Source organism: Herbiconiux sp. (assembly GCF_023264895.1).
GTDB lineage: Bacteria > Actinomycetota > Actinomycetes > Actinomycetales > Microbacteriaceae > Herbiconiux.
The window spans coordinates 24,954-44,680 of sequence record NZ_JAHFUY010000021.1 but is presented as its reverse complement, the minus strand read 5'-3'; the positions used below and the strand labels follow the sequence as shown (position 1 = coordinate 44,680).

The window sequence follows — 19,727 nt, the reverse complement described above, 5'->3', positions numbered from 1 at the left end:
TGCGCACTCTTTTGCATAAAATAATAATCTGGATACCGCAGCGCTAGCAACCCGCGATCAGGTCGGCGGCTCGGGCGTGCAGCTCGCTGCCGAAGCGGAGCGATCAAGCGGAAGATCAGCGGGAGACCGTGAGCGAGACCTCGACCGCGTAGTCGGCTTCGCTCTCGCCGAGGACGGTCTGCCGCACCTCGGTCACGCCGTCGATCCAACCCCGGGACTCGCCGCCGATCGTGCCGAGCGCACGATCGGCGAGGGAGTCGAAGAGGGCGACGATGGCGGGGTGGAGGGTGCCCTCCGGGAGTTCCTCGCCCTCGAGCGGCCTCCAGGTGGCCACCAGTTCGGTGCGGGGCGGGAGCAGCCCGGCGAAGCTGTCGGGGCCGCAGACGCTCTCGGGCACGGGGGAGGATGTCGGCCAGCAGCAGACGAGCTCGGCGGTTCCGAGCTCGCCCGCCCGCAGCGTCGTCCAGAACGGGCCGGAAGGCCCGAGACCGGATGCGTGGAGCGTCGCGAACAGGGCGCCGAACACCTGGTTGGCGTCGTCGTCCGACAGCTCGTCGGCGTCGTCCACCGGGACGGTGATGACCTGACCGACGAAGTGCTGGGCCGGCATGGAGCGCTCCCTCACGTCCACGGGCACCGCCAGGCCGCGCAGCACGCCTTCGGCCGCGCGGAAGGCCTGGTCCTCGCGGTCGCGCTGCTCCAGGATGCGACGGCGGTGGCTCTCGAGGGCCTCGCGGGCCTCGCCCGTCTCGCCGCCCAAGACCGCCGACGACACCGCGGGCAGTGGCACGCCGGCATCCCGGAGCGCACGGATCACGACGCCCGCGCGCACCTGGCCCTCCGCGTAGCGGCGATACGCCGACCGGTCGTCGACGTCGGCCGGCACCAGCACGCCCTTCTCGTCGTAGTGGCGGAGCGCCTTCACGCTCAGCCCCGTCAATCCCGCGAACTCACCGATTCCCAACATGAGTCCAGCATCCCCTCTCCCCTAGGGGGAGGGTCAAACCCGGCACGACCGGCACTGCCACACCGGCGTCATCGAGGCGCTGCGGCCGCCGAGCGCTGCCGCGACTCGGGGTCTGAGCCTCAGGAGCGGGCGGCGGCGAGGGCGTCGAGGTAGGCGGCCTGGAGGGTGTCGCTGATCTCGTCGGGCTCGCCGAGGTAGCCGCCCACCATGGCGCCGTCGCGGAGCATCAGGAGCTGGCGGGCGGTCTTGTCGGGGTCGGGCACCTGCGCCGCGGCGGCGATGCCGGCGAACATGTCGCGGGTCCAGGTGCGATGCGCATCGACGACCACTCGCACGGGATCATCTGCGTCGGGGGTCTCGGCGGCAGCGTTGATGAAGGCGCAGCCTCGGAAACCGGGCAGACAGCTCATGGTGCCGATCAGGCGGGCGATGTTCTGCAGCGCACCCGCGGGGTCGACGTCGGCGCGGGCGGCGTCGAAGGCACCGCGCTCGGCCGCGGCCTGCTGCTCGAGGTAGGCCACCGCGAGGTCGGTCTTGGTGCGGAAGTGGCGGTAGAAGGTGACCTTCGTGATGCCGGCCGCCTCGATGATCCGGTCGGCGCTGGTGCCGCGGATGCCGTGGGAGTAGAACAGGTCGGCGGCGGCATCGAGGATGCGCTTGCGGGCGGCCCCCTCATGGCCCCGGCCGACGGGTGCGGCGGTGGCGGTCTCGGTCACGTCCGGCCTCTCTCGCCGCTCGGGTGACGGCGTGCTCACCGTCAAGGCTATGCCCACCGGAACGCCGTGCCACGGATCGAGGATCCGGAGCACGGCGCTCGTGGGTGCTGTCAGTCGCTCACACCGACTCGACGTCGAGGAAGAGTCCGGTGATCCTGCCGCCGGTGGCACCGACGACCGTGCCGAAGAAGGCCTGCCCCTCGGGCGACGCGGCGGCCGCGGAGGCTTCGGTGTAGCCGTCGAAGGAGAGGGCGAGGGTGCGGTAGGCGGGGGTGGGGGTGCCGTCGTCCTTGGGCCAGACGCGGCCGGACTCGAGGCCGCGGAGGCCGGGCAGGGCGCGCGCCTTCTCGAGCAGGTCGGGCAGCGCCTGCTCGAACGCCTCGGTGTCGTCGAGGTTGTCGATGATGATCTCGATCGTGGTGGTCATGGTGTCTCCTTGTTCGTGTTCTGTGGGTGGGATGGTGGGGTGACGCTGCGGTCAGGGCCTGCCGTACGTCTCGAGCAGGCGCAGCCAGATCTCGCTGATGGTGGGGTAGGCGGGCACGGCGTGCCAGAGTCGCTCGAGGGGAACCTCCCCGACGATGGCGATCGTGGCCGAGTGCAGCAGCTCGGCGACGTCCTGGCCCACGAAGGTGGCGCCGACGATGACTCCACGCTCCTCGTCGACGACGAGCTTCGCCCGGCCGGTGTAGCCGTCGGCGTGCAGCTTGGCGCCGGCGACCCAGCCGATGTCGTACTCGACCGTGCGGATGTCGTGGCGGCGCTCGCGGGCCTGCGCCTCGGTGAGTCCGACGGCGGCGACCTCGGGATCCGTGAACACGACGCGGGGGACCGCGGCCTGGTCGGCGGTCGCCGCGTGCAGTCCCCACGCTCCGTCGTCGACGGGATCACCGGCGAGGCGGGCGGCGATGGCCTCGCCTGCGGCGCGCGCCTGGTACTTGCCCTGGTGGGTGAGCAGCGCGCGCCCGTTCACGTCGCCGACGCCGTAGAGCCAGTCGGTGCCGCGGACGAGCATGGTCTCGTCGACCTCGAGGGCGCGGCCGGCCGGGATGCCCACGGCGTCCAGCCCCAGATCGTCGGTGCTCGGGCGGCGGCCGGTGGAGACGAGCACCTCGGCGGCGGTCACCTCGGTGCCGTCGGCGAGCGCGATGCGGACGGTTCCGTCGGCGTCGCGGTCGACCCGGTCGAAGCCCACTCCGGTGCGCACGTCGATGCCCTCGGCCGTGGCGGCTGCCGCGACCAGCTCGCCGACGAACGGCTCTTCGCGGGCGAGCAGCGGATCCCTCGACAGCAGGGTGACCTGCGAGCCGAGCGACGCGAAGGCGAAGGCCAGCTCGGTGCCGGCGACGCCGCCGCCGATGACGGCGAGGCTCGTCGGAACGTGATCGGCCGAGGTCGCCTCCCGGGTTCCCCACGCGCCCGCCTCGGCGAGCCCGGGGATCGGGGGGAGGACGGGCACGGAGCCGGTGGCGATGGCGACGGCCTTCGCGGTGTGGATGCGGTCGCCCACGGCGACCTGGCGAGGGCCGGCCAGCCGGCCCCGGCCGCGGATCAGTGCGACGCCGACGGAGTCGAGCCAGCCGACCTGGCCGTCGTCGTTCCAGTTGCTCGTGAACTCGGTGCGGCGTGCCAGCACGGCGGCCGGGTCGAGGGCGCCCGTGACGGCTTCGCGGGAGCCGGCGAGACGCTGGGCGGCGCGGAGGGCGTGCCCGCTCCGCAGCAGCGCCTTCGACGGCATGCACGCCCAGTAGGAGCATTCGCCGCCCACGAGCTCTGCTTCCACGATCGCGACCCTGACGCCCTTGCGGGCGGCGTAGTCGGCGACGTTCTCGCCCACCGGGCCCGCGCCGATCACGATCAGGTCGTAGTCGTAGTCGTAGTCGCTGTCGGGTTCCGACGCGGCGTTCATGCGTTCCTCCGCAGGACCACGCTGAGGCGGATGGCGGCGATGAGGAAGAAGATGCCACCGAGGACGGCGTAGCCGCCGATCCCGATGGCGCTCGAACCACCCTGGAGTCCCGAGGCCAGGAATGCGGCTCCGGCGAGCACGGAGATCGCTCCGCTGACGACGAGGGGGATCTGGCCGCCGGCGCTGCGGCGCAGGAGTGCCGTGACGAGCTGGGTGATGCCGGACAGGATCGCCCAGACGCCCCAGCCGGCGAGGACCGCTCCGACGGAGATGGTCGAGAGGATGCCGAGCCCGATCGCGGCGGCGAGGCTCAGCACGATGTTGAGGGTCTCGGCGATCCGGGGTGATGCGCCCTTGCCCTCGGAGCGGAGCTGCCAGGCGACGGAAGCCGCGTCGACGAGGGGGTAGACCACGACGAGCACGGTGAGCAGCGGGCCCTGGGCGGCGGCGGTCGCGATGAGCACGCCCGCCCAGACGAGGGCGAACGCGAAGCGGATGAAGTAGAGGCGGCGGAGTGCGTAGCCCTGGGCGGGGGGAGCCGCGGTGAGATCGGTCACGGCATCTTTCTCTTCGGTGTTAGTAGACGAACTAGTACGTCTACTAACGAGGAGACTACGACTTCGCGGAGCGCAGCGCAAGCAGCGCGCCCCCCTAGGCTGGTTTCGACGTCCTACGGGAGGGACGACGAACGGGGGCGTCATGACGGAACACGGACTCGAAGTCGATCAGGAGCGGGAGCCCCGATCCGCCTGGGCCCGGTTCTGGAACGCGGGCACCTGGTGGAAGGCGCTGCTCTTCATCGCCGTCTACTGGGGCGTCTACCAGCTCATCGGACTTGCCGTCACGACTCTTGCCGCCGGCCTGGTCGTGCGCGACGACATCCTCTCCACGCCGCTCAGCGTGCTCTTCGGGGTGGCGGTGCCGATACTTCTCGCGGGGCTCGTCCTGCTGCTGTTCGCGCGGTCGCTCGGCTGGGTCCGCCCGCTCTTCGCCCGGCAGCCGGTCGAGGGGCGGGCGTGGATGTGGGTCGCCGTCGTGCTGGTGCTCATCCCGATCGTCGTACGACTCGTGGCCACCCAGTGGTCGGCGTGGTCGGTGGCCCAGGTGCTGGCGATCCTCTTCCTCGGCCTCTGCATCGGACTCACCGAGGAGCTCGCCACCCGCGGGATCGTCATCCGGATGCTCCGGGGCGGCGGCCACCACGAGCGGCTCGTCTTCGTGCTCTCGTCGCTCTACTTCGCGCTGCTCCATGCCGGCAACCTCGTGAGCGGGCAGGATGTCGCGACCGTCGCGATCACCGTCGTCTACGCCTTCGGCTTCGGCGCGATGATGTATCTCTCGCTGCGCGTCACGGGCCGCCTGGTCTGGGTGATCCTGCTGCACGCCGCGACCGATCCCACGACCATCCTCGCCAGTGGCGGCATCGACACCCACTCCGCCGCCGCCGGCTCCTCGGGCCTGCTCAGCATCGCGGGCCTCTTCAGCATCGCCTACGTCGTGCTCGCCCTCGCGGCCATCTTCCTCGTGAAGAACCGCGCGGCGGTGGGGCGCCCGGGCGGAGCTACTGGGTGACGGCTCGGGCTACGAGGCCGCGGGCGTAGTTGGCGCGGGTCTGGAGCTCGTAGAGCTGGGCCGCGGGGTTGTAGCCGGCCGGCTCGCCCGTCTGGTAGGTGAAGGTGCCGTTCGTGACGGTGATCTGCATGAATCCGGTGACCCGGGTCTCCTTGACGAGAAGGAAGAGGAGCCCGAGGAGGAAGAAGAAGAAACCGATCACGGCGAGCACGATGGCCCAGGTGGGGATGAAGCGTTCGGTGCGGGTCTGATCCGTGATGTAGATCTGGGTGTTCGCGAGGGGAACGTGCCCTGCGGGGTGATGACCCACTGATCCGTGAACGAGATGTCGCCGAAGCGCACGAGGGGCTGGCCGCCTGGAGGCGGGGTGGCAGGCGTGTACGGATTCATGGTCATGTGAGTGATTCCCCCGGTGGTGGTTGGCGGGTCGAGCCTAGCGGCGGGCGACGACGCGATGACAGGATCCAGAGCAGCATCGCGGCCAGCGGGAGACCCAGGAGGCAGACCCAGAACGACTCGATGCCCACCCACCAGGTCACCGACGACGCGACGAGGTTGAAGCGGGTGCCGGGGAGCACATCCGGCTGCAGGCCCTGCGGGATGCTCCAGCCGACCTCGTGCTCGAACCCGCTCTGAGCGACGCTCTTCGTGATGCCGAGCAGCCACAGGCCCACCACCGACGGGAGGATGCCGAGGAGCCAGACGAGCGCGACCACGCCGGCCGACGTCGCGTACCTCCGATCCCGCATCCGCTCGCCCCCTCCGCGTCGTCGCACCGGCCCGACCGGGCGGCTCGTGCGCTGCCCCGACACTACGAGCTCACGGCACGCGGGGCGATGGGGAGGGCTCCCCATGCGGCCCTGTCGCCGGATCCGGATCCGGATCCGTCACCGTCCTACCGGCCGCTGCATCCCGGCATCGGGCCCGTGCTCTGCTTCGAAGCTCTTCCGACGGCGCCGCGCGACGACCAGCTGGGAGATGCCTACCGCGAGCCACCCCACCATCACCACGGAGGTGAACCATCGGAAGGCGCCGTCGGGCGGGCCCGTGAGGAGCAGAACCGCTTCGACTCCGAGGAACAGTGCCGCGACCACCACGATCACCAAGCCGATCGTGCGTCGTCTGCTGATCGCGATCCGCTGCTGGATCAGGCTCCTGCCGTCGTTCATGTCCACCCCCACGGGGGAGCGTACGCCCCGGCGCCGCGGGACGCAGCGCCGACCGGCGCACGCGGCGGGCGGACGGGCGGCCCACGGTCACTCGGCGCAGGTGCCGGTGAAGCGGCCGGGGACCGAGCCGCTCGTCGTCCAGGTGAAGGCGGCCACGGTCTCGGGTCCGTCCGTCACCGTCCAGGTCACGACGTCGACGGTGACCGTGGTGTCACCGCTCGGGAGTTCGACGACGCTCTCGGAGCTCGTGTCCTCGCGTTCCACGTCGAATCCGGCTGCCTTCGCCGCGTCGGTCACCGCCTTCTCCGCGGCGGCCGTCGTCGTCGGCGATCCGACCTCATCCTGCAAGGCGGCGCAGCTCGCGCGGGCGTCGTCCGACGGGCCGGGCTGCGTGGGCTGAGCCTGGCCCAGGAGGCTCGCGCTCCCGACGATCACCGCAGCGCCGGCCACGATCATGGCTCCCGAGCGCACCGCCCAGCCGAGCAGAGACGGCTCCTGCGCATCCGGATGTGAACCTGTGGCAGCACGGTCTGGCCCTCTTCGGCGTGGCACCGGCATGCGCCTCGTCGGAAGGGATCGACAGCGGAGGCCTCGACGCGGTCGGAGTGCTAGCCCCGACCTCTAGCCTCGCGGAAACTCAGGCGGGCTCGGGGTTCTGAGGGGAGTCGGGCTCGGTGCCGAAACGGCGGATGTAGACCTCGCGCAGCTCTTGGAGCTGAGCTCGTTCTCGATCACTGATCGGTTCGGCCTGGCCGGCGGCGATGCGGCGCTGCAGGCTGCTCACCTGCGCCCACCCTTCACTGACTTGACCCATGGCACGTACCTCCTCCGCCGTTCATTTTCCTCGCGCTCGACGCCGGCGTCCAGGCCTGCGGCGCTCTGCAGGTTCTCGATAGTGCGGAAGATCATCCTGAACTCCATGCGAGTCGCTTCTTCGGACAGGGCCACAAGAGCGTCGTTGGCCACCTCCCGGCCGCTGCGACTGTCAGAACCAGCTTGGGCAAGTGCCCACTCCGCCCGCTTCCACCACTGCTCCCGGGCCGCATTCTCTCGAGCGATGCGAGTCGAACGGAACGCAGGGAAGAAGGCGATGGATGCGGCCACCACCGCGAATGCCCCGCCGAGCGGAGGGCCCGCCAGCATCTCCCGCCACAACTCGTCGTCGATGACGAACGGAGGAAGGAAGCTGCGCGCCCCGAAACCGACGGTCAGGCCTAGGACGCTGACCGCAGCGTGGGACCGCGCAGGCTTCGCCCTCGCCCAGAACTTCGCCGATGCAACCATTGCGGCACCCTACGATGCTGGGGCTCTCCTGACCGCCTTCCACCTCTAACCTGTGGAGAACGCATGATCTCCACAGGCCGGGGGCGTCAGAAGCTCGTGATCACCACGCGGTTGATCTTCGGGTCGCGGAGGGAGGCGTAGCCGGCCTGGATCTCGTCGATCGAGATCTCCTTGGAGACGAGTTCGTCGAGCTTGTAGCGGCCCTGCAGGTAGAGCTCCGCGATCATGGGGATGTCGCGCTTCGGGTTGGTCGAGCCAGCCCATGTAGACGCCCTCCACGCGCTTGCGGCCGCCGAGGAGCTCGAACGACGAGAGCTCGATGCTGTTGGTGGGGTCGAGCACGCCGATCAGGTAGAGGCCGCCGCCCTGCGCGAGCATGTCGAATCCGGATCGGGTGACGCCGGGTGCTCCCACGAAGTCGAACACGAAGTCGGCGCCGAGGCCGCCCGTGAGGTCCTTGACGGCCTGGACGGCGTCGACCTCACGCGAGTTGACCGTGTCGGTCGCCCCGAAGTGACGCGCGTTCGTGAGCTTGTCGTCGGCGACGTCGATCGCGATGATCCTGCTGGCGCCCGCGATGACAGCGCCGCTGATGGCGTTCGTGCCCACGCCGCCGGTGCCGATGATGGCCACGGTCTGGCCGGGCTGCACCTTGGCGGTGTTCATGACGGCGCCGGCGCCGGTGACGACACCGCAGCCGAGCAGGGCGGCCTGCGGGAACGGCATGGCATCCGGGACCTTGGCGAGCTGGTTCTCATGGATGAGCGCGTACTCGGCGAAGCCGCCGAGCCCCATGCCCTGGTTGACCTCACGGCCTTCGCCGTCGGTGATCCGGTTCTCACGGACCGTGGCCTCGGGGTGGAGGCAGAGATTGACGCTGCCGGTGAGGCACTGGATGCAGGCGCCGCAGTACTGCACGAGGCATCCGACGACATGGTCGCCGACCGCGACGTCCCTGACCTGATCGCCGATGGCCGTCACGATTCCCGCGACCTCGTGGCCGAAGACCACCGGCACGTCGAAGCCGAGATTGGTGGACTGGGCGAGCTCGTCGCTGTGGCAGAGGCCCGACGCCTTCACCTCGACGAGCACCTCGCGACCGACCGGATCGGACAGGGTGACGTCTTCGGTGTGGAACCCTCCGCCGAACTCGCGGACGACTGATGCTTTCATGGCTGACCGGCCTCTCTGTTAACCGAACGCGGCGGACATCGGTGTCTGGCCGCTCTCTTCACGTTACCCCCATTTGCTAGACACTCGTCTACAAAGTGAGGCATGCGCGAGGATGGGGGGATGACGACTTCGGGGCAGGAGGGACGCCGGCGACAGCTCGCCGTGGCATCCGACCCGCGGGTGGCGCGCACCCGACGGGACATCGTCGCCGCCTGCCGCGAGCTGCTCCGGTCGGACCGGCCGGTCTCGGTCGCGGCGATCTGCACCCGCGCCAACGTGGGGCGGAGCACCTTCTACACGCACTTCGCCACCGTGGGCGACGTCGCCGTGGCCGCCGTGGACCAGCTCTTCGATGCGCTGACGGTGAAGGACATCGAGAGGCGGTCGGAATCTGCGCTCCGCCGGTCCGAGATCGTGCGCATCGGCCTCGCCGACCTGCTGCGCGGCGCCCTCGAGGAGCGGCCGTTCTTCCTCTACGCCCTCGCCGCTCCGGCGGCGGAGCGCGTGCGCGAGCGCTTCGCGAGCGATCTCGCCTCGAGCCTGCAGCACACGATCCGCGCGGAACGGCCGAACGCCTCCGAGGCGTTCTACCGCACCGCGGCCGACTTCACCGCCCACGGGGCCGTCGGCGCGCTGCTCGACTGGGTCGCCGACCCCGCCGGCCGGACGGAGGCGCAGATGATCGACTTCCTCGCTGAACTCCTGCCCCGGTGGCTGACCGACGAGACCGCCTAGCCCAGCGAGCCGCATCGCGGAGCACGGCTCCCGGGCGGATTCGTGATCATTTCCCCAGGAGCGACATTCCTATAGTGAGGGGGTGCGCGTGGACGTCGATGATGGTTCGGACGCCGAGCTGCTGAGAGGCGCGGCGACGGGGGACAGAGGGGCACTGGCCGGCTTGCTACGGCGCCATTCGCCCGCTGTCACCCGGTACGCGTGGGCGCTGGTCGCGAACCAGCAGGACGTCGAAGAGGTGGTGCAGGACACCTTCCTCACCTGTTGGAGGAAGTCGGACAGCATCGAGGTGCTCGACCGCTCCCTTCTCCCGTGGCTGCTGGTGACGTGCCGGAACACGGCCCTCAACCTCAACCGGGCCCGCGCGCGGCACGCCGCCGATGAGCTCCCGGCCGACGTGCTCATCCTCGATGACGACCACGAGGCCCGCGATCGTCTGCGCTGGGTCACCGACGAGATCGCGCGGCTGTCTCCACTAGACCGGCGGGTGTGCGAACTCTGTCTCATCGAGGGACGCAGCTATGCCGAGGCGGCGGAAGCGACCGGCATCAGCGTGGGTGCCGTGCGGCAGCGGGTCTCCCGCAGCCGAGACAAGCTCCGAAAGGCGGTGATCGACAATGAGAACTGAGCCACCCACTGGCGACGAATTCGAGCGACTTCTCGGCCGGATCAGCCAGAACGTCCTCCAGAACGCCGAGGACCCCGCGGTCCTGCCCCAGGCCGTCTCCGTGCCGAGGCGCCGATTCCGGTGGGGTGCGGTCGTCGTGGCCGTGCTCATCGTGCTCGGGCTGGGAACCGCGGGCGGCGCCGTGGCCCTGAGTCTCGGGTTCCTCGGCTCGGGGAGCGGCGACGGGGCGCCCGTGGTGCCCGTGCCCACGACCTCGTCGCCGACTCCGGAACCGACCGCCGCTCCGACGACCGCACCGCCGGTTCCCGTGACACCGACACTGACCGTCGGCGACTCCGTCTTCAGTCCGGGTGACTGGGGTGCCGGAGTCACGGCGAACCTCTCGGGATTCGCCCCGAACACGGAGTATGCGCTCTCGATCGATTCCCGCTATCGCGGCGAATCCGGCCCCGATGCGGCGCGGCCCTACTTCTCCGTCTTCAGCAGCCCTGTCACAGTGGCGACCGACCCGAACGGCGCTGCTTCACTCACCTGGACGCCCGACGTCTTCCCGCAGAACTTCACCGAGAGCGGCGAGAGCGGCTATCTCCTCGGGAGCTACGTGCGGGTGGACGCGGGAGACGGCCCGCCGTTCGACGATTCGGTCCCGGGCTTCGCCGATCCGCTGCTGCTCAGCGAGCCGCTGGGGATCGAGTTCCTCCCGATCGCGTCGGTGACCGTGACGGCTCCCTCCTGCATCGAACCGGAGCAGCTCGTCAGTGGTGAGGCAGGTCTGCCGGTCAGCTTCTCGGGGCTCCAGCCGGGCGAGGTCGTCTTCGTGTCGGGCAGGCAGACCGGTAGGCCGACGAGCTTCTCCTTCGGAGGGCTCGGCCGAGCGGACGGTCAAGGGAACGCGACCATCGTCGTCAGTGGAAACACCGCGATGTATCCCGTGTCTCGATCGGCCGACATCGCCCCGGACTCCTGGCACCTCGAGTGGTCGGCGAGCTACCGGCAGACCCCGACCGAGGAGGCCCCGGTCGGCACCCTGCCACTCACGGTCGGCGGATGCTGAAGCGCCGGCGGAAGGGCTAGGCGCGGGCCTCCGCGGCGGGGCCCGGGGCGCGCTTGCGGACCTCGCGGAGGACGATCTGCTCGGGGCAGACGGTCGAGAGGAAGTCGCCGACCGAGAGGGCCAGGCGCTCGCCGACGAGGGAGTAGAGGATGCGGTTCGCGTCGCGGCGCTCGCTCACGAGGCCCGCCTGGCGGAGCACGCCGAGGTGGCGGGAGATGGTGGGGCCGGTCGCGTTGAAGCGCGACGCGATCTCGCCGGCCGCAAGCTCGCCGTCCTTCAGGTCCTGCAGGATCTGCCGCCTCGTCGGGTGGGCGAGTGCCGCGAAGATGTCGGAGGCGGAATCTGTCATGGTTGCAATTTAGCACATGAGCTCATTACAGTGTAGCCACATAGCTAATAAGCAAAGGAGTGTCGCCATGCGCGTAGCCGTCACCGGGGGATCCGGATTCGTGGGTCGTCATCTGGCCGAACGCCTCGACCCCGCCGACACCGTGATCGTCTCGCGCCGCACGGGCGTCGAGATCGACGACGTCGAGGCCCTGACCGCCGCCTTCGCGGGCTGCGACGCCGTGGCCCACTGCGCCGGCATCAACCGCGAGATCGGCGAGCAGAAGTTCCGGTGGGTGCACGTCGAGGGCACCCGCGCCGTCATCGAGGCCGCACAGCGGGCCGGCGTGAAACGGATCGTGATGCTGAGCTTCCTGCGCGCCCGGCCCGACACCGGATCCGCCTACCACGAGACGAAGTGGGCTGCGGAGGAGCTGATCCGGGGTTCGGGCCTGGACCACACCATCCTGAAGTCGGGCATGATCTACGGCCCGGGCGACCACATGATCGATCACGTGACGAAGGCCGTGCGCACCTGGCCCGTGTTCGGCACCGTCGGCTACACGGAGAAGAAGGTGCGCCCGATCCCGGTGCAGGATGCGGTGGGCGTGCTGCTCGCAGCCCTCGACGGCCGGATCCCCGATCCGACGGTCGCCGTGATGGGCGCGGAGGAGCTCGAACTCGGCGCCGCGGTGAGGCGCATCGCCGGTGTGGCGGGGGAGCGGCCGCTGTATGTGCCGCTTCCGGTGTGGGCGATCAAGGCTCTCGCGCAGCTGACCGAGTGGGTGATGGTCACCCCTCTCGTGGCCAAGGCTCAGGCTCGGATGCTCGCCGAGGGCGTGAACGAGGCGGCACCGTTCGCGCCGGAGCCGCCGGCCGGCATCCGCCCGTCGTCGCCCTTCAGCGAGGAGCTGATCCGGGCGGCGCTGCCTGTCGGACGCTTCGGGATGCAGGATCTGCGTCTCGCGCGCCGCTGATCCGACGGAGGCCCTGGCCGTGGGCCTGGGTGCGGCGGCTCAGAGAACTCCCGTGGTGAGCGACTCCGCGGCGGTCAGCGGCTCGCCGGAACGCCAGGAGTTCGCGGCGATCACGAGCGCCGCCGCGCCCAGCACCGCCGCAGCGATGGGCGCCCACACGTCGGCGGCCGGGTAGCCCTCGCCGCCGACGAGCGCGTAGGGGAGGCCGCCGAGGAACCCCACGGCGATGAAGCCGAAGACGAGCTCCAGGCGCCACATGTACGACAGGAACAGCCAGAGCCCCGATGAGCGCTGCCCATTCGGCCACGACGTCACGACCTTCGTCTTCCCCTTCTCCTTGCCCTTCCCCTTCTTCCCCTTTCCGTTCTTGGTCCTCCTCACGACCGTCGTGCGCCTGGGCGTGAGCCCGAGGCGGTCGGCGAGGTCGTGGCAGAGCGCCTTGATCAGCGAGAGCAGCATGGTCCCGAAGACGCCGGCGGCCGCGAAGGCGTTGGCGATCACGACGATCTCGGCGTAGGTGCCGGGGTGGTAGGCGTCCCAGTCCCAGGGCTGCCCGGAGTTGGCGATGAGCAGGGGAGTGAAGAAGATCGCCGCCCACGCGGTGAGGGGCACGAGCATCCAGAGCACCCGCTCGAGGTAGCTGCGCCTGGTGACATCGACGAGGTTCGAGCCCGTGCCCGAGATGCCGCCCTCGGGGTTGCGGGCCGCGCGGCCGCGGTGCGAGAACTGGGCGATCAGGATGGCCGCCGTCGCCAGTGTGAACAGGAGGAACTCGATGCCGATGACGGCGTTGGCGTCGAGGGAGAACAGCCGGTCGCTCACCTGCGCGGAGTGCCAGCAGTACCCCACGAACAGCGCGACCGCCGCCAGCGAGAGCACACTCCCGGCGATGTACAGCCCGATGATGCCGCGCGACATTGCCGCCCCCCGTTTCCGACGTGCACCGCGCAGGATCGCTCCGGTGCCACCCCCTACTGTGCGGTGGCGAGGTCACCGCCGCCATGGGGACCGCTCCCCAGGGAGCGCGACAGGATCGTGGGAGCTCAGGCTGCGGACCGCACGAGGATTCCCCGGCCACCGATCGCGTCCTCCGGGACGTCGTCGGCCGCCGGAATCGGAATGGGGAGCAGCAGATCCGCCGGCCCGAGCGAAGGGCGACCCTCGCCGATCCAGGCCAGATAGGCCGCATAGGGATCATCCCTGGTCGTCACCGCCGCGACGGGGGTGCGCCGCTTCCTGTCTCGCCACATGCTTCAAGTATTCGGCCTGAAAGAACTGCCGCTGATCACTTGACATCGCGCCAGAACCAGGTTTCGACCGCAGGTCGGTCACTCCGGGTCGCGGGGTCGGTGCTGGTCGCTCGCATGCCGGCGGAGCGCAGACAGGACGGCACCGCGGATCACCAGCCACTGCAGCCCCAGCCCGATGACCAGAGCCGGGAGCCAGATGGGAAGGAGGATCATCACGGTGTCGAACGGGGTGGGTCCTAGGGGCACGGGGTGTCCTCTCGTCGGCCGGGCATCGATCCTCGATCAGGCTCAGGCGGGCACGCGCACGGTGAGGGCTCCGGGCTCGATCCAGGCGTTGAAGGCCGTGGCCTTGCCGAAGCCGTCGCCGTCGAGTTCGATCTCCTCGGGGCGGGAGAGGCGGGCGATGAACCGCTTGCCGGTCTCGTAGTGCAGGTCGCCGTCGTTGCGGCGCTCACCCGCGAGGGCCTTGCCGGCCTTGGTGCGGCGCACGACGCCGTTGGTCCAGGCCACCTTCACCCAGAGCCGGATCCAGCCGAGGGCGCTCCCCGGCCGCATCAGCATGAGGTCGAACAGACCGTCGTCGACGACGGCATCGGGCATGAGGAGGATGTTCGCCGGCAGCGAGCCGCAGTTGCCGAGGATGACGGTGTGCACGGTGGCGCGCTTGGGCTTGCCGCCATCGAGCTGGAACCGCAGGTGCAGCTCGTCCGGGTCGCGGAGCGACTTCACGATCGCGTCGACGTAGGCGGCCCAACCGGCTTTGGCCTTGAGGTCGTCGTCGGTGTTCTTGATCATCTTCGCGTCGATGCCCATGCCGGCCATGACCACGAACACGTGCCGGTCGCGGGAGCGGTCGGCGCGCTCGATGTCGATGACGCCGAGGTCGATGCTGCGATCGGTGCCGGTGAAGGCGGATGCGACCGAGTTCGGCATGTCGTCGAGGGTGAGTTTCAGATTACGGGCCAGCAGGTTGCCCGTGCCGGAGGGCAGCAGCGCGACGGGCGTCGCATGACCCCGGACGGCCTCGGCGACGGCACGGACGGTGCCGTCGCCACCGGCGGCGATGATGAGGTCGACATCCTGCTCGAGCGCCTGCTTCGTGACCTCCTGGCCGACGTCGTCGACGGAGGTCTCGAACCAGAGCGTCTCGCCCCAGCCCGCCGCCGCGGCTTCGACGGTGACGGCGTCGCGGAGGGCGTCGAGGTCGACCTTGATCGGGTTGTAGATCACGGCGGCGATCTTCGGGCGGGTGTCGGTCATGGAACCTCCAGTGGCGGCGAGTGCGGGGCCATTTCGACGCTACCCCGCGCGGAATCGTCCCAACAGGCGTAGCGTTCCGATTCGCGCCGTATCAGGCGACCGTCGATGTCCTCGCGAGGACAGCTGGGATCGGGCCATGCCGAAGTCGTCGAAGTCGTCGAAGAGCAGCAGCACGTCGAGCAAGCGGATCCGGAGGGACCTCTACGAAGCAGAGCTCGAACGGCTCCAGGTCGAGCTCGTCACCATGCAGCGGTGGGTGATCGAGACCGGAGCCCGGGTCGTCGTGATCTTCGAGGGCCGCGACGCCGCCGGCAAGGGCGGTGCCATCAAGCGGATCGTTCAGTACCTCAACCCCCGCTCCGCGCGGGTGGTGGCTCTGCCCACGCCGAGCGAGCAGGAGAAGGGCGAGTGGTACTTCCAGCGCTACATCCGGCACCTTCCGACCACCGGGGAGATCGTGCTGATGGATCGCTCCTGGTACAACCGGGCCGGGGTCGAGCGCGTCATGGACTACTGCACGCCCGAGCAGTACCGGCTGTTCCTCCGGCAGACGCCTGTCTTCGAGCGGATGCTCGTCGAAGACGGCATCATCCTCATCAAGTACTGGTTCTCGGTCTCCGACGACGTGCAGGAGGAGCGGTTCCGTTCGCGGCTGGACGACCCGATGCGGCGGTGGAAGCTCTCGGACACCGACATCCAGTCGATCACCCGGTGGGAGGACTACTCCCGCGCGAAGGACGAGATGTTCGAGGCCACCAACCACGCGGATGCGCCCTGGTGGACGATCGAGAGCGACGACAAGCGCGCATCACGCCTCAACACCATCAACCATCTGCTCTCGCAGATCCCCTACGAGCACCGCGATCCGGAGCCGATCGAGATCCCGGGCCGCCCGGTGTCGAACACCTACGAACGACCCGCGCGCGAGCGGCACCAGTACGTGCCGGACCACGCCCGCACCCTGCAGGGCGCGCGCTAGGACGCCGCGGGCGCGTACTGGTCGAAGTCGATGAAGTCCGGGCCGTCGTGCCGCTCGTCGTGGGCTTCGGTGAGCAGGTCGATGCGCACATGCGTGGCCGGCGTGATCATCAGCTCCGGCCCTTCGGGCACGTCGCTCAGGGCGACCAGGCGCCCGCCGGCGCGGACGGCCTGTTCGAGATCGGCGCGCACCCGGCTGATGGCATCCGGGTCGCGGAGGATGAACTGGTCGTGGTTGACCGTGATGACGAGCGGCATGATGACCTCTGGAGTCGATGAGCGGATGGCTCCCGGCGAGGTCTGGGCCGAGGGACCCTATCGTAGGCCTGGTTCCTGAATGACAACCCTGGTCGCGCCCTGGGCCAGGAGCCCAGACGCACGGCCGCGACCGCCTGACGGCCGACTCGAGCTCGTCTGGGGTGGGGAACGCGCGACTTGACAGTAGGCGCGCCTATTCGGCGTGACTTGACACAAGATGTGCCAAGTCGGCGCGTTTCGGCGCAATTACTGTCAGGTGGGCGACCCGTCCGCAGGACGGAGCGACGAACCTAGCGGCGGGTGTAGCCGAGGCGGGACGAGATGTCGGCGGCCGCCGAGGTGACCGCCTCGGCGAGCTCGTCCTGGCGGGGGAGAAGAGTGGTCAGCATGGCGCCCACGCTGACGGCCGCGACCGCCACGCCCCGCGCGTTCCGGACCACGGCTCCGAGCGCTCCGACGCCGGCCGTCACGTCCTCGAGACTCACGGAGTAGCCGCGCTCACGGGTCTGCTCCAGTCGGCGCTTCAGCTCGTCGACCTCCAGGTGCTGACCGGTCGCCGTGGTCATGTCGCCCTCGGCGAGCACGAGCGGCAGCAGCTCGGACTCGCGCTCCGCGAGGAGCGCGCAGCCACCACCGCCGATGTAGAGCGGCAGCGACTTGCCCACGTCGAGCGCCATCATGCGCACGTTCGAGCGCCCCTCGATCCGCTCCAGGCACACCGCGCGCGGCCCGTCCGGCACGACGAGGTAGACATCCTCCCCGGACTTCCCGGCCAGCTCGGTCATCACCGCTCGCGCCTCGTGCCGCAGCTCCACGCTGCCCACGGCGGTCGATCCGAGCCGGAACACCTGCAGCGAGAGGCGGTAGTTGTCGCCGTTGCGCTCGACCCAGCCCACGAGCACGAGGGTGGCGAGCAGTCGGAAGGTCGTCGTGCGGGTCAGCTTGCTGCGCCGCACGATCGTCTCGAGGTTCAGCTCGGGCTGCTCGTGGGTGAACAGTTCCAGCAGCCGGATCGCCTTCGCGACCGACGCGACGTGGTTCTTGGGGTCCAGAACCGGTTCTGCGTCAGCTGTCATGTCCTTCTCTCGTCCCTGTGGTGACTACTTCTCTGTAGTGACTTGACATTAGTGGTCGCTCAGGAGAAGCTTCCCGTGTTCCGGAAACGCGTTCCGCAATCCGGAAGACTCAGTGTCGAGTAAGAACTTACCAATAAGGGAAGCACTATGACAGTCTCCACCTTTATTTCCCGGGCCCGCCGGTTCACGGCCGCAGCAGCGGTCGCCGCGCTGGCCGTCGGTCTCGCCTCCTGCGCCTCGAGCGATTCGGGCACCGCCGCCGCGTGCGACGGCGACACGGCCATCAACGGCATCTTCGGCGAGGGCGGCGAGGCCGGCGGCCAGGGCGTGACCGTCAAGGTCGGCATGCTGCTCGCGATGACCGGATCCGGATCGTCGTACGGCGAGGTCATGAGCAACGGGGCGAAGCTCGCTGCGGAGCAGATCCTCGCGGCCTGCGGCCCCGACTTCGAGATCGCGATCGGCGACCACGAGAGCGGGAGCGTGCCGGCGGCCGTGGCCGCGGCGCGCAAGCTCATCAGCCAGGACGGCATCAACGTGCTGCAGACATCGTTCGGCGGTGTCTCCGAGGCCATCATCCCGCTCGTGCAGCAGAACAAGATCCTGACCCTGCAGGGCGGCGGCACGAGCCCCGGCCAGATCGGCAAGGACTACCTCTGGAACACCCGCCAGCTGTTCGCCGACCCCAGCATCCCCGGCGGCCTCGCCTGGGTGGCGCAGACCTACCCGGAGGCCACGAAGATGGCCGTCGTGGGCACGCTCGAGAACGGCATCAACGCCCAGACCAAGCTCATACCCGAGATCTGGCCCGAGGTCGCCCCCGGCGGCACGGTCGTGCTCAACGAGCAGCACGAGGTGGGCCTGACCGACTTCGGGCAGATCATCGCCAAGATCCAGTCGGCCGAGCCCGACGTGATCTGGATCTTCGAGCAGGGCGGCGACAACGCCACCTTCATGAAGGCCCTCCGCCGGGCGGGCGTCACGGCTCCCGTCGTCTCGTCCGAGACCGGCGGCGAGGAGGTCTGCAAGCTCGCTCCCGAGGAGTTCGACACCGTCATCGCCCTCGGCGAGAACTACGACGTGGCCAACCCCAACCCGTTCAACGAGCAGTTCGTGACCGAGTACAAGGATGCCTACGGCAAGAACCCGGACATCTTCGCGGCGAACTACTACGAGGAGATGTTCGTGTTCTGGGAGCTCGTCAACCGCGTGGTCGCCGACGGCGGCGACCCCACGAGCGGTGAGCAGCTGCAGGCCGCGCTCGCTGCGGATCCGACCTTCCAGTCGGTCTACGGCGGCAGCGCCGACGAGGTGGGCACCATGTCGATCGACGAGGAGACCCACCTGCCGGTGAAGCCCATGGGCGCCTACACGATCAAGGACTGCCAGCTCACCCAGGTCGCCACCATCACGGAGGTCGACGAGGGCGGCGACCCGTTCTCGGGCGTCTCGAAGTAAGTCTCGCCGAAACCCTCGACGTAAGAGCTGAATGTGCATCTGATATCCGCCGCCGGCGCATCCCCGTCGCTGGTCCTCCAACTGGTCGTCAGCGGGGTGGTCCTCGGATCGTTCTACGCCCTGCTGGGCATGAGCGTGAGCGTCATCTACTCGACCACGAAGGTGTTCCACTTCGCGCACGCGTTCGTCTACACGGCGGCCGCGTACGTGGCCCTCGGAACGGCGTCCGTGCTGGGGCTGCCGATCGTCCTCGCGATCGTCATCGGCCTCATCGCGGCCGTCGTGCTGGGTGTGACGATCGAGCTGGTGGTGTATCGCTCCATGCGGAGATCGGGGGCCTCCTCGCTCGGCATCTTCCTCGCGTCGCTGGGCATCTCGATCGCGGGCCCGAACCTGATCCAGATCATCTTCGGGCCCGACGGTCGCAACCTCCCGGTCGGCAATCCCACCCTCTACACCGTCGGCACCGTGACCTTCACCACCTGGGACATCGTGACGGTCGTGGTGAGCTGGGTGCTGATCGGCGGCGTGCTCGCGATGCGGCGGTCGCGCTGGGGGCTCGCCTCCATCGCGGTGAGCGCCAACCGTGAGCTGTCGGCCGCGGTGGGCATCTCACCGCAGAAGATCTACGTCTACGCCTTCGCCGTCGGCTCCCTGCTGATCGGATCCGCCGCGATCCTCTTCACCCTGAACCAGGCGGCGACTCCCAACATGGGACTGCAGCCGGTGCTGTTCGGCTTCATCGCGACCTTCCTGGCCGGTGTCGGCAACCAGAAGACGGCACCGCTCGCCGGGTTCGTGCTCGGCATGGTCGTGAGCCTCAGCGGCATCTGGCTCTCGCAGACCTTCCAGACGGCCGTGATCTTCGGCCTGCTGTTCGTGGCCCTGATCGTGCGCCCTCAGGGCATCTTCCGGAAAGCGGCGGTGTAGAAGCTC

General features: G+C 69.4%; 27 protein-coding genes. 8 read left to right on the top strand and 19 right to left on the bottom strand.

Annotated elements, in window-relative coordinates; all coding sequences use genetic code 11:
* Window positions 1–115: 115 nt before the first annotated feature.
* From Q0D57_RS04030 to Q0D57_RS04010, 5 genes are all read right to left on the bottom strand, one after another.
* Window positions 116–967 carry a MerR family DNA-binding transcriptional regulator gene (locus tag Q0D57_RS04030; protein WP_291038534.1) on the bottom strand — a complete coding sequence of 284 codons (852 nt, stop codon included), beginning with the start codon at window positions 965–967 and terminating at the stop codon, window positions 116–118.
* A 119-nt stretch (window positions 968–1,086) separates the two neighbouring features.
* Window positions 1,087–1,683 (bottom strand): TetR/AcrR family transcriptional regulator, encoded by a 597-nt coding sequence (locus tag Q0D57_RS04025; protein WP_291038531.1) that lies wholly within the window; start codon window positions 1,681–1,683, stop codon window positions 1,087–1,089.
* Between the two features lie 118 nt (window positions 1,684–1,801).
* Complete coding sequence (locus tag Q0D57_RS04020; protein WP_291038529.1) at window positions 1,802–2,110, bottom strand: EthD family reductase; 309 nt, start codon at window positions 2,108–2,110, stop codon at window positions 1,802–1,804.
* A 51-nt stretch (window positions 2,111–2,161) separates the two neighbouring features.
* Entirely contained in the window at window positions 2,162–3,592 is a 1,431-nt protein-coding gene (locus Q0D57_RS04015) for an NAD(P)/FAD-dependent oxidoreductase (RefSeq protein ID WP_291038526.1), read from the bottom strand.
* Window positions 3,589–4,149, bottom strand: a complete 561-nt coding sequence (locus tag Q0D57_RS04010; RefSeq protein ID WP_291038523.1) for a hypothetical protein — start codon at window positions 4,147–4,149, stop codon at window positions 3,589–3,591. Before Q0D57_RS04010 ends, Q0D57_RS04015 begins: the two co-directional genes overlap by 4 nt.
* A 142-nt stretch (window positions 4,150–4,291) precedes the next feature.
* On the opposite strand from Q0D57_RS04010, the gene Q0D57_RS04005 reads away from it, so the two are divergent.
* Entirely contained in the window at window positions 4,292–5,164 is an 873-nt protein-coding gene (locus Q0D57_RS04005) for a CPBP family intramembrane glutamic endopeptidase (RefSeq protein WP_291038520.1), read from the top strand.
* Here the strand turns inward: Q0D57_RS04005 and Q0D57_RS04000 are convergent.
* From Q0D57_RS04000 to Q0D57_RS03970, 7 genes are all read right to left on the bottom strand, one after another.
* Window positions 5,154–5,474 (bottom strand): hypothetical protein, encoded by a 321-nt coding sequence (locus Q0D57_RS04000; protein WP_291038517.1) that lies wholly within the window; start codon window positions 5,472–5,474, stop codon window positions 5,154–5,156. The genes Q0D57_RS04005 and Q0D57_RS04000 overlap by 11 nt on opposite strands.
* An 82-nt stretch (window positions 5,475–5,556) precedes the next feature.
* Entirely contained in the window at window positions 5,557–5,913 is a 357-nt protein-coding gene (locus tag Q0D57_RS03995) for a hypothetical protein (RefSeq protein WP_291038514.1), read from the bottom strand.
* Window positions 5,914–6,051: 138 nt separating this feature from the next.
* Window positions 6,052–6,333 carry a hypothetical protein gene (locus Q0D57_RS03990; protein WP_291038511.1) on the bottom strand — a complete coding sequence of 94 codons (282 nt, stop codon included), beginning with the start codon at window positions 6,331–6,333 and terminating at the stop codon, window positions 6,052–6,054.
* A gap of 87 nt (window positions 6,334–6,420) precedes the next feature.
* Window positions 6,421–6,885, bottom strand: a complete 465-nt coding sequence (locus Q0D57_RS03985) for a hypothetical protein (protein WP_291038508.1) — start codon at window positions 6,883–6,885, stop codon at window positions 6,421–6,423.
* A gap of 85 nt (window positions 6,886–6,970) precedes the next feature.
* On the bottom strand, window positions 6,971–7,117 hold the full coding sequence (locus Q0D57_RS03980; RefSeq protein WP_291038505.1) for a hypothetical protein: 147 nt from the start codon (window positions 7,115–7,117) through the stop codon (window positions 6,971–6,973).
* Window positions 7,114–7,617 carry a hypothetical protein gene (locus Q0D57_RS03975; RefSeq protein WP_291038502.1) on the bottom strand — a complete coding sequence of 168 codons (504 nt, stop codon included), beginning with the start codon at window positions 7,615–7,617 and terminating at the stop codon, window positions 7,114–7,116. The genes Q0D57_RS03980 and Q0D57_RS03975 overlap by 4 nt, the downstream gene beginning before the upstream one ends.
* Before the next feature lie 45 nt (window positions 7,618–7,662).
* Window positions 7,663–8,790 carry a zinc-binding dehydrogenase gene (locus tag Q0D57_RS03970; RefSeq protein ID WP_291038499.1) on the bottom strand — a complete coding sequence of 376 codons (1,128 nt, stop codon included), beginning with the start codon at window positions 8,788–8,790 and terminating at the stop codon, window positions 7,663–7,665.
* Window positions 8,791–8,910: 120 nt separating this feature from the next.
* On the opposite strand from Q0D57_RS03970, the gene Q0D57_RS03965 reads away from it, so the two are divergent.
* The 3 genes from Q0D57_RS03965 (at window position 8,911) to Q0D57_RS03955 (ending at window position 11,207) form a co-directional block, all read left to right on the top strand.
* Window positions 8,911–9,525 (top strand): TetR/AcrR family transcriptional regulator, encoded by a 615-nt coding sequence (locus Q0D57_RS03965; protein ID WP_291038496.1) that lies wholly within the window; start codon window positions 8,911–8,913, stop codon window positions 9,523–9,525.
* An 82-nt stretch (window positions 9,526–9,607) separates the two neighbouring features.
* The gene (locus Q0D57_RS03960) at window positions 9,608–10,153 is read left to right on the top strand and encodes a sigma-70 family RNA polymerase sigma factor (RefSeq protein ID WP_291038493.1); all 546 of its coding nucleotides are present in this window, start codon (window positions 9,608–9,610) and stop codon (window positions 10,151–10,153) included.
* Window positions 10,143–11,207 (top strand): hypothetical protein, encoded by a 1,065-nt coding sequence (locus Q0D57_RS03955; protein ID WP_291038490.1) that lies wholly within the window; start codon window positions 10,143–10,145, stop codon window positions 11,205–11,207. Before Q0D57_RS03960 ends, Q0D57_RS03955 begins: the two co-directional genes overlap by 11 nt.
* Window positions 11,208–11,223: 16 nt before the next feature.
* On the opposite strand, the gene Q0D57_RS03950 is transcribed toward Q0D57_RS03955, so the two are convergent.
* On the bottom strand, window positions 11,224–11,556 hold the full coding sequence (locus Q0D57_RS03950) for a metalloregulator ArsR/SmtB family transcription factor (RefSeq protein WP_291038487.1): 333 nt from the start codon (window positions 11,554–11,556) through the stop codon (window positions 11,224–11,226).
* A 67-nt stretch (window positions 11,557–11,623) separates the two neighbouring features.
* On the opposite strand from Q0D57_RS03950, the gene Q0D57_RS03945 reads away from it, so the two are divergent.
* Entirely contained in the window at window positions 11,624–12,511 is an 888-nt protein-coding gene (locus Q0D57_RS03945) for an NAD(P)H-binding protein (protein ID WP_291038484.1), read from the top strand.
* Window positions 12,512–12,550: 39 nt separating this feature from the next.
* Here Q0D57_RS03945 and Q0D57_RS03940 read toward each other — a convergent pair whose 3' ends face one another.
* The 4 genes from Q0D57_RS03940 to Q0D57_RS03925 form a co-directional block, all read right to left on the bottom strand.
* Window positions 12,551–13,429: a hypothetical protein gene (locus tag Q0D57_RS03940; protein ID WP_291038480.1), complete on the bottom strand. Its 879-nt coding sequence runs from the start codon at window positions 13,427–13,429 to the stop codon at window positions 12,551–12,553.
* A 125-nt stretch (window positions 13,430–13,554) separates the two neighbouring features.
* On the bottom strand, window positions 13,555–13,761 hold the full coding sequence (locus tag Q0D57_RS03935) for a hypothetical protein (RefSeq protein ID WP_291038477.1): 207 nt from the start codon (window positions 13,759–13,761) through the stop codon (window positions 13,555–13,557).
* A gap of 78 nt (window positions 13,762–13,839) precedes the next feature.
* Entirely contained in the window at window positions 13,840–14,007 is a 168-nt protein-coding gene (locus Q0D57_RS03930; protein ID WP_291038474.1) for a hypothetical protein, read from the bottom strand.
* A gap of 42 nt (window positions 14,008–14,049) precedes the next feature.
* On the bottom strand, window positions 14,050–15,021 hold the full coding sequence (locus Q0D57_RS03925) for a diacylglycerol kinase family protein (protein WP_291038469.1): 972 nt from the start codon (window positions 15,019–15,021) through the stop codon (window positions 14,050–14,052).
* 136 nt (window positions 15,022–15,157) lie between these two features.
* Here Q0D57_RS03925 and ppk2 point away from each other — a divergent pair, with 136 nt between their 5' ends.
* Window positions 15,158–16,000, top strand: a complete 843-nt coding sequence (gene ppk2 / locus Q0D57_RS03920; RefSeq protein WP_291038466.1) for a polyphosphate kinase 2 — start codon at window positions 15,158–15,160, stop codon at window positions 15,998–16,000.
* Here ppk2 and Q0D57_RS03915 read toward each other — a convergent pair.
* Together Q0D57_RS03915 and Q0D57_RS03910 are read right to left on the bottom strand one after the other, a co-directional pair.
* On the bottom strand, window positions 15,997–16,257 hold the full coding sequence (locus tag Q0D57_RS03915; RefSeq protein ID WP_291038464.1) for a hypothetical protein: 261 nt from the start codon (window positions 16,255–16,257) through the stop codon (window positions 15,997–15,999). The two genes, ppk2 and Q0D57_RS03915, sit on opposite strands and share 4 nt — an antisense overlap.
* A gap of 290 nt (window positions 16,258–16,547) precedes the next feature.
* Entirely contained in the window at window positions 16,548–17,333 is a 786-nt protein-coding gene (locus tag Q0D57_RS03910) for an IclR family transcriptional regulator (RefSeq protein WP_291038459.1), read from the bottom strand.
* Window positions 17,334–17,480: 147 nt separating this feature from the next.
* Here Q0D57_RS03910 and Q0D57_RS03905 point away from each other — a divergent pair, with 147 nt between their 5' ends.
* Both Q0D57_RS03905 and Q0D57_RS03900 read left to right on the top strand, forming a co-directional pair.
* Window positions 17,481–18,791 (top strand): ABC transporter substrate-binding protein, encoded by a 1,311-nt coding sequence (locus Q0D57_RS03905; protein ID WP_291038456.1) that lies wholly within the window; start codon window positions 17,481–17,483, stop codon window positions 18,789–18,791.
* Window positions 18,792–18,824: 33 nt separating this feature from the next.
* Window positions 18,825–19,721, top strand: coding sequence for a branched-chain amino acid ABC transporter permease (locus Q0D57_RS03900; RefSeq protein WP_291038453.1), 897 nt, complete (start codon window positions 18,825–18,827; stop codon window positions 19,719–19,721).
* Window positions 19,722–19,727: the final 6 nt, after the last annotated feature.

Coding starts and splice junctions, on each gene's coding strand:
- Q0D57_RS03950 (WP_291038487.1), bottom strand. CDS start 11,556: ATGACAGATTCCGCCTCCGACATCTTCGCGGCACTCGCCCACCCGACG.
- Q0D57_RS03910 (WP_291038459.1), bottom strand. CDS start 17,333: ATGACAGCTGACGCAGAACCGGTTCTGGACCCCAAGAACCACGTCGCG.
- Q0D57_RS03935 (WP_291038477.1), bottom strand. CDS start 13,761: ATGTGGCGAGACAGGAAGCGGCGCACCCCCGTCGCGGCGGTGACGACC.
- Q0D57_RS04005 (WP_291038520.1), top strand. CDS start 4,292: ATGACGGAACACGGACTCGAAGTCGATCAGGAGCGGGAGCCCCGATCC.
- Q0D57_RS04030 (WP_291038534.1), bottom strand. CDS start 967: ATGTTGGGAATCGGTGAGTTCGCGGGATTGACGGGGCTGAGCGTGAAG.
- Q0D57_RS03965 (WP_291038496.1), top strand. CDS start 8,911: ATGACGACTTCGGGGCAGGAGGGACGCCGGCGACAGCTCGCCGTGGCA.
- Q0D57_RS03975 (WP_291038502.1), bottom strand. CDS start 7,617: ATGGTTGCATCGGCGAAGTTCTGGGCGAGGGCGAAGCCTGCGCGGTCC.
- Q0D57_RS03955 (WP_291038490.1), top strand. CDS start 10,143: ATGAGAACTGAGCCACCCACTGGCGACGAATTCGAGCGACTTCTCGGC.
- Q0D57_RS03945 (WP_291038484.1), top strand. CDS start 11,624: ATGCGCGTAGCCGTCACCGGGGGATCCGGATTCGTGGGTCGTCATCTG.
- Q0D57_RS03990 (WP_291038511.1), bottom strand. CDS start 6,333: ATGAACGACGGCAGGAGCCTGATCCAGCAGCGGATCGCGATCAGCAGA.
- ppk2 (WP_291038466.1), top strand. CDS start 15,158: ATGCCGAAGTCGTCGAAGTCGTCGAAGAGCAGCAGCACGTCGAGCAAG.
- Q0D57_RS03970 (WP_291038499.1), bottom strand. CDS start 8,790: ATGAAAGCATCAGTCGTCCGCGAGTTCGGCGGAGGGTTCCACACCGAA.
- Q0D57_RS03925 (WP_291038469.1), bottom strand. CDS start 15,021: ATGACCGACACCCGCCCGAAGATCGCCGCCGTGATCTACAACCCGATC.
- Q0D57_RS04015 (WP_291038526.1), bottom strand. CDS start 3,592: ATGAACGCCGCGTCGGAACCCGACAGCGACTACGACTACGACTACGAC.
- Q0D57_RS03905 (WP_291038456.1), top strand. CDS start 17,481: ATGACAGTCTCCACCTTTATTTCCCGGGCCCGCCGGTTCACGGCCGCA.
- Q0D57_RS03995 (WP_291038514.1), bottom strand. CDS start 5,913: ATGCGGGATCGGAGGTACGCGACGTCGGCCGGCGTGGTCGCGCTCGTC.
- Q0D57_RS04020 (WP_291038529.1), bottom strand. CDS start 2,110: ATGACCACCACGATCGAGATCATCATCGACAACCTCGACGACACCGAG.
- Q0D57_RS03940 (WP_291038480.1), bottom strand. CDS start 13,429: ATGTCGCGCGGCATCATCGGGCTGTACATCGCCGGGAGTGTGCTCTCG.
- Q0D57_RS03915 (WP_291038464.1), bottom strand. CDS start 16,257: ATGCCGCTCGTCATCACGGTCAACCACGACCAGTTCATCCTCCGCGAC.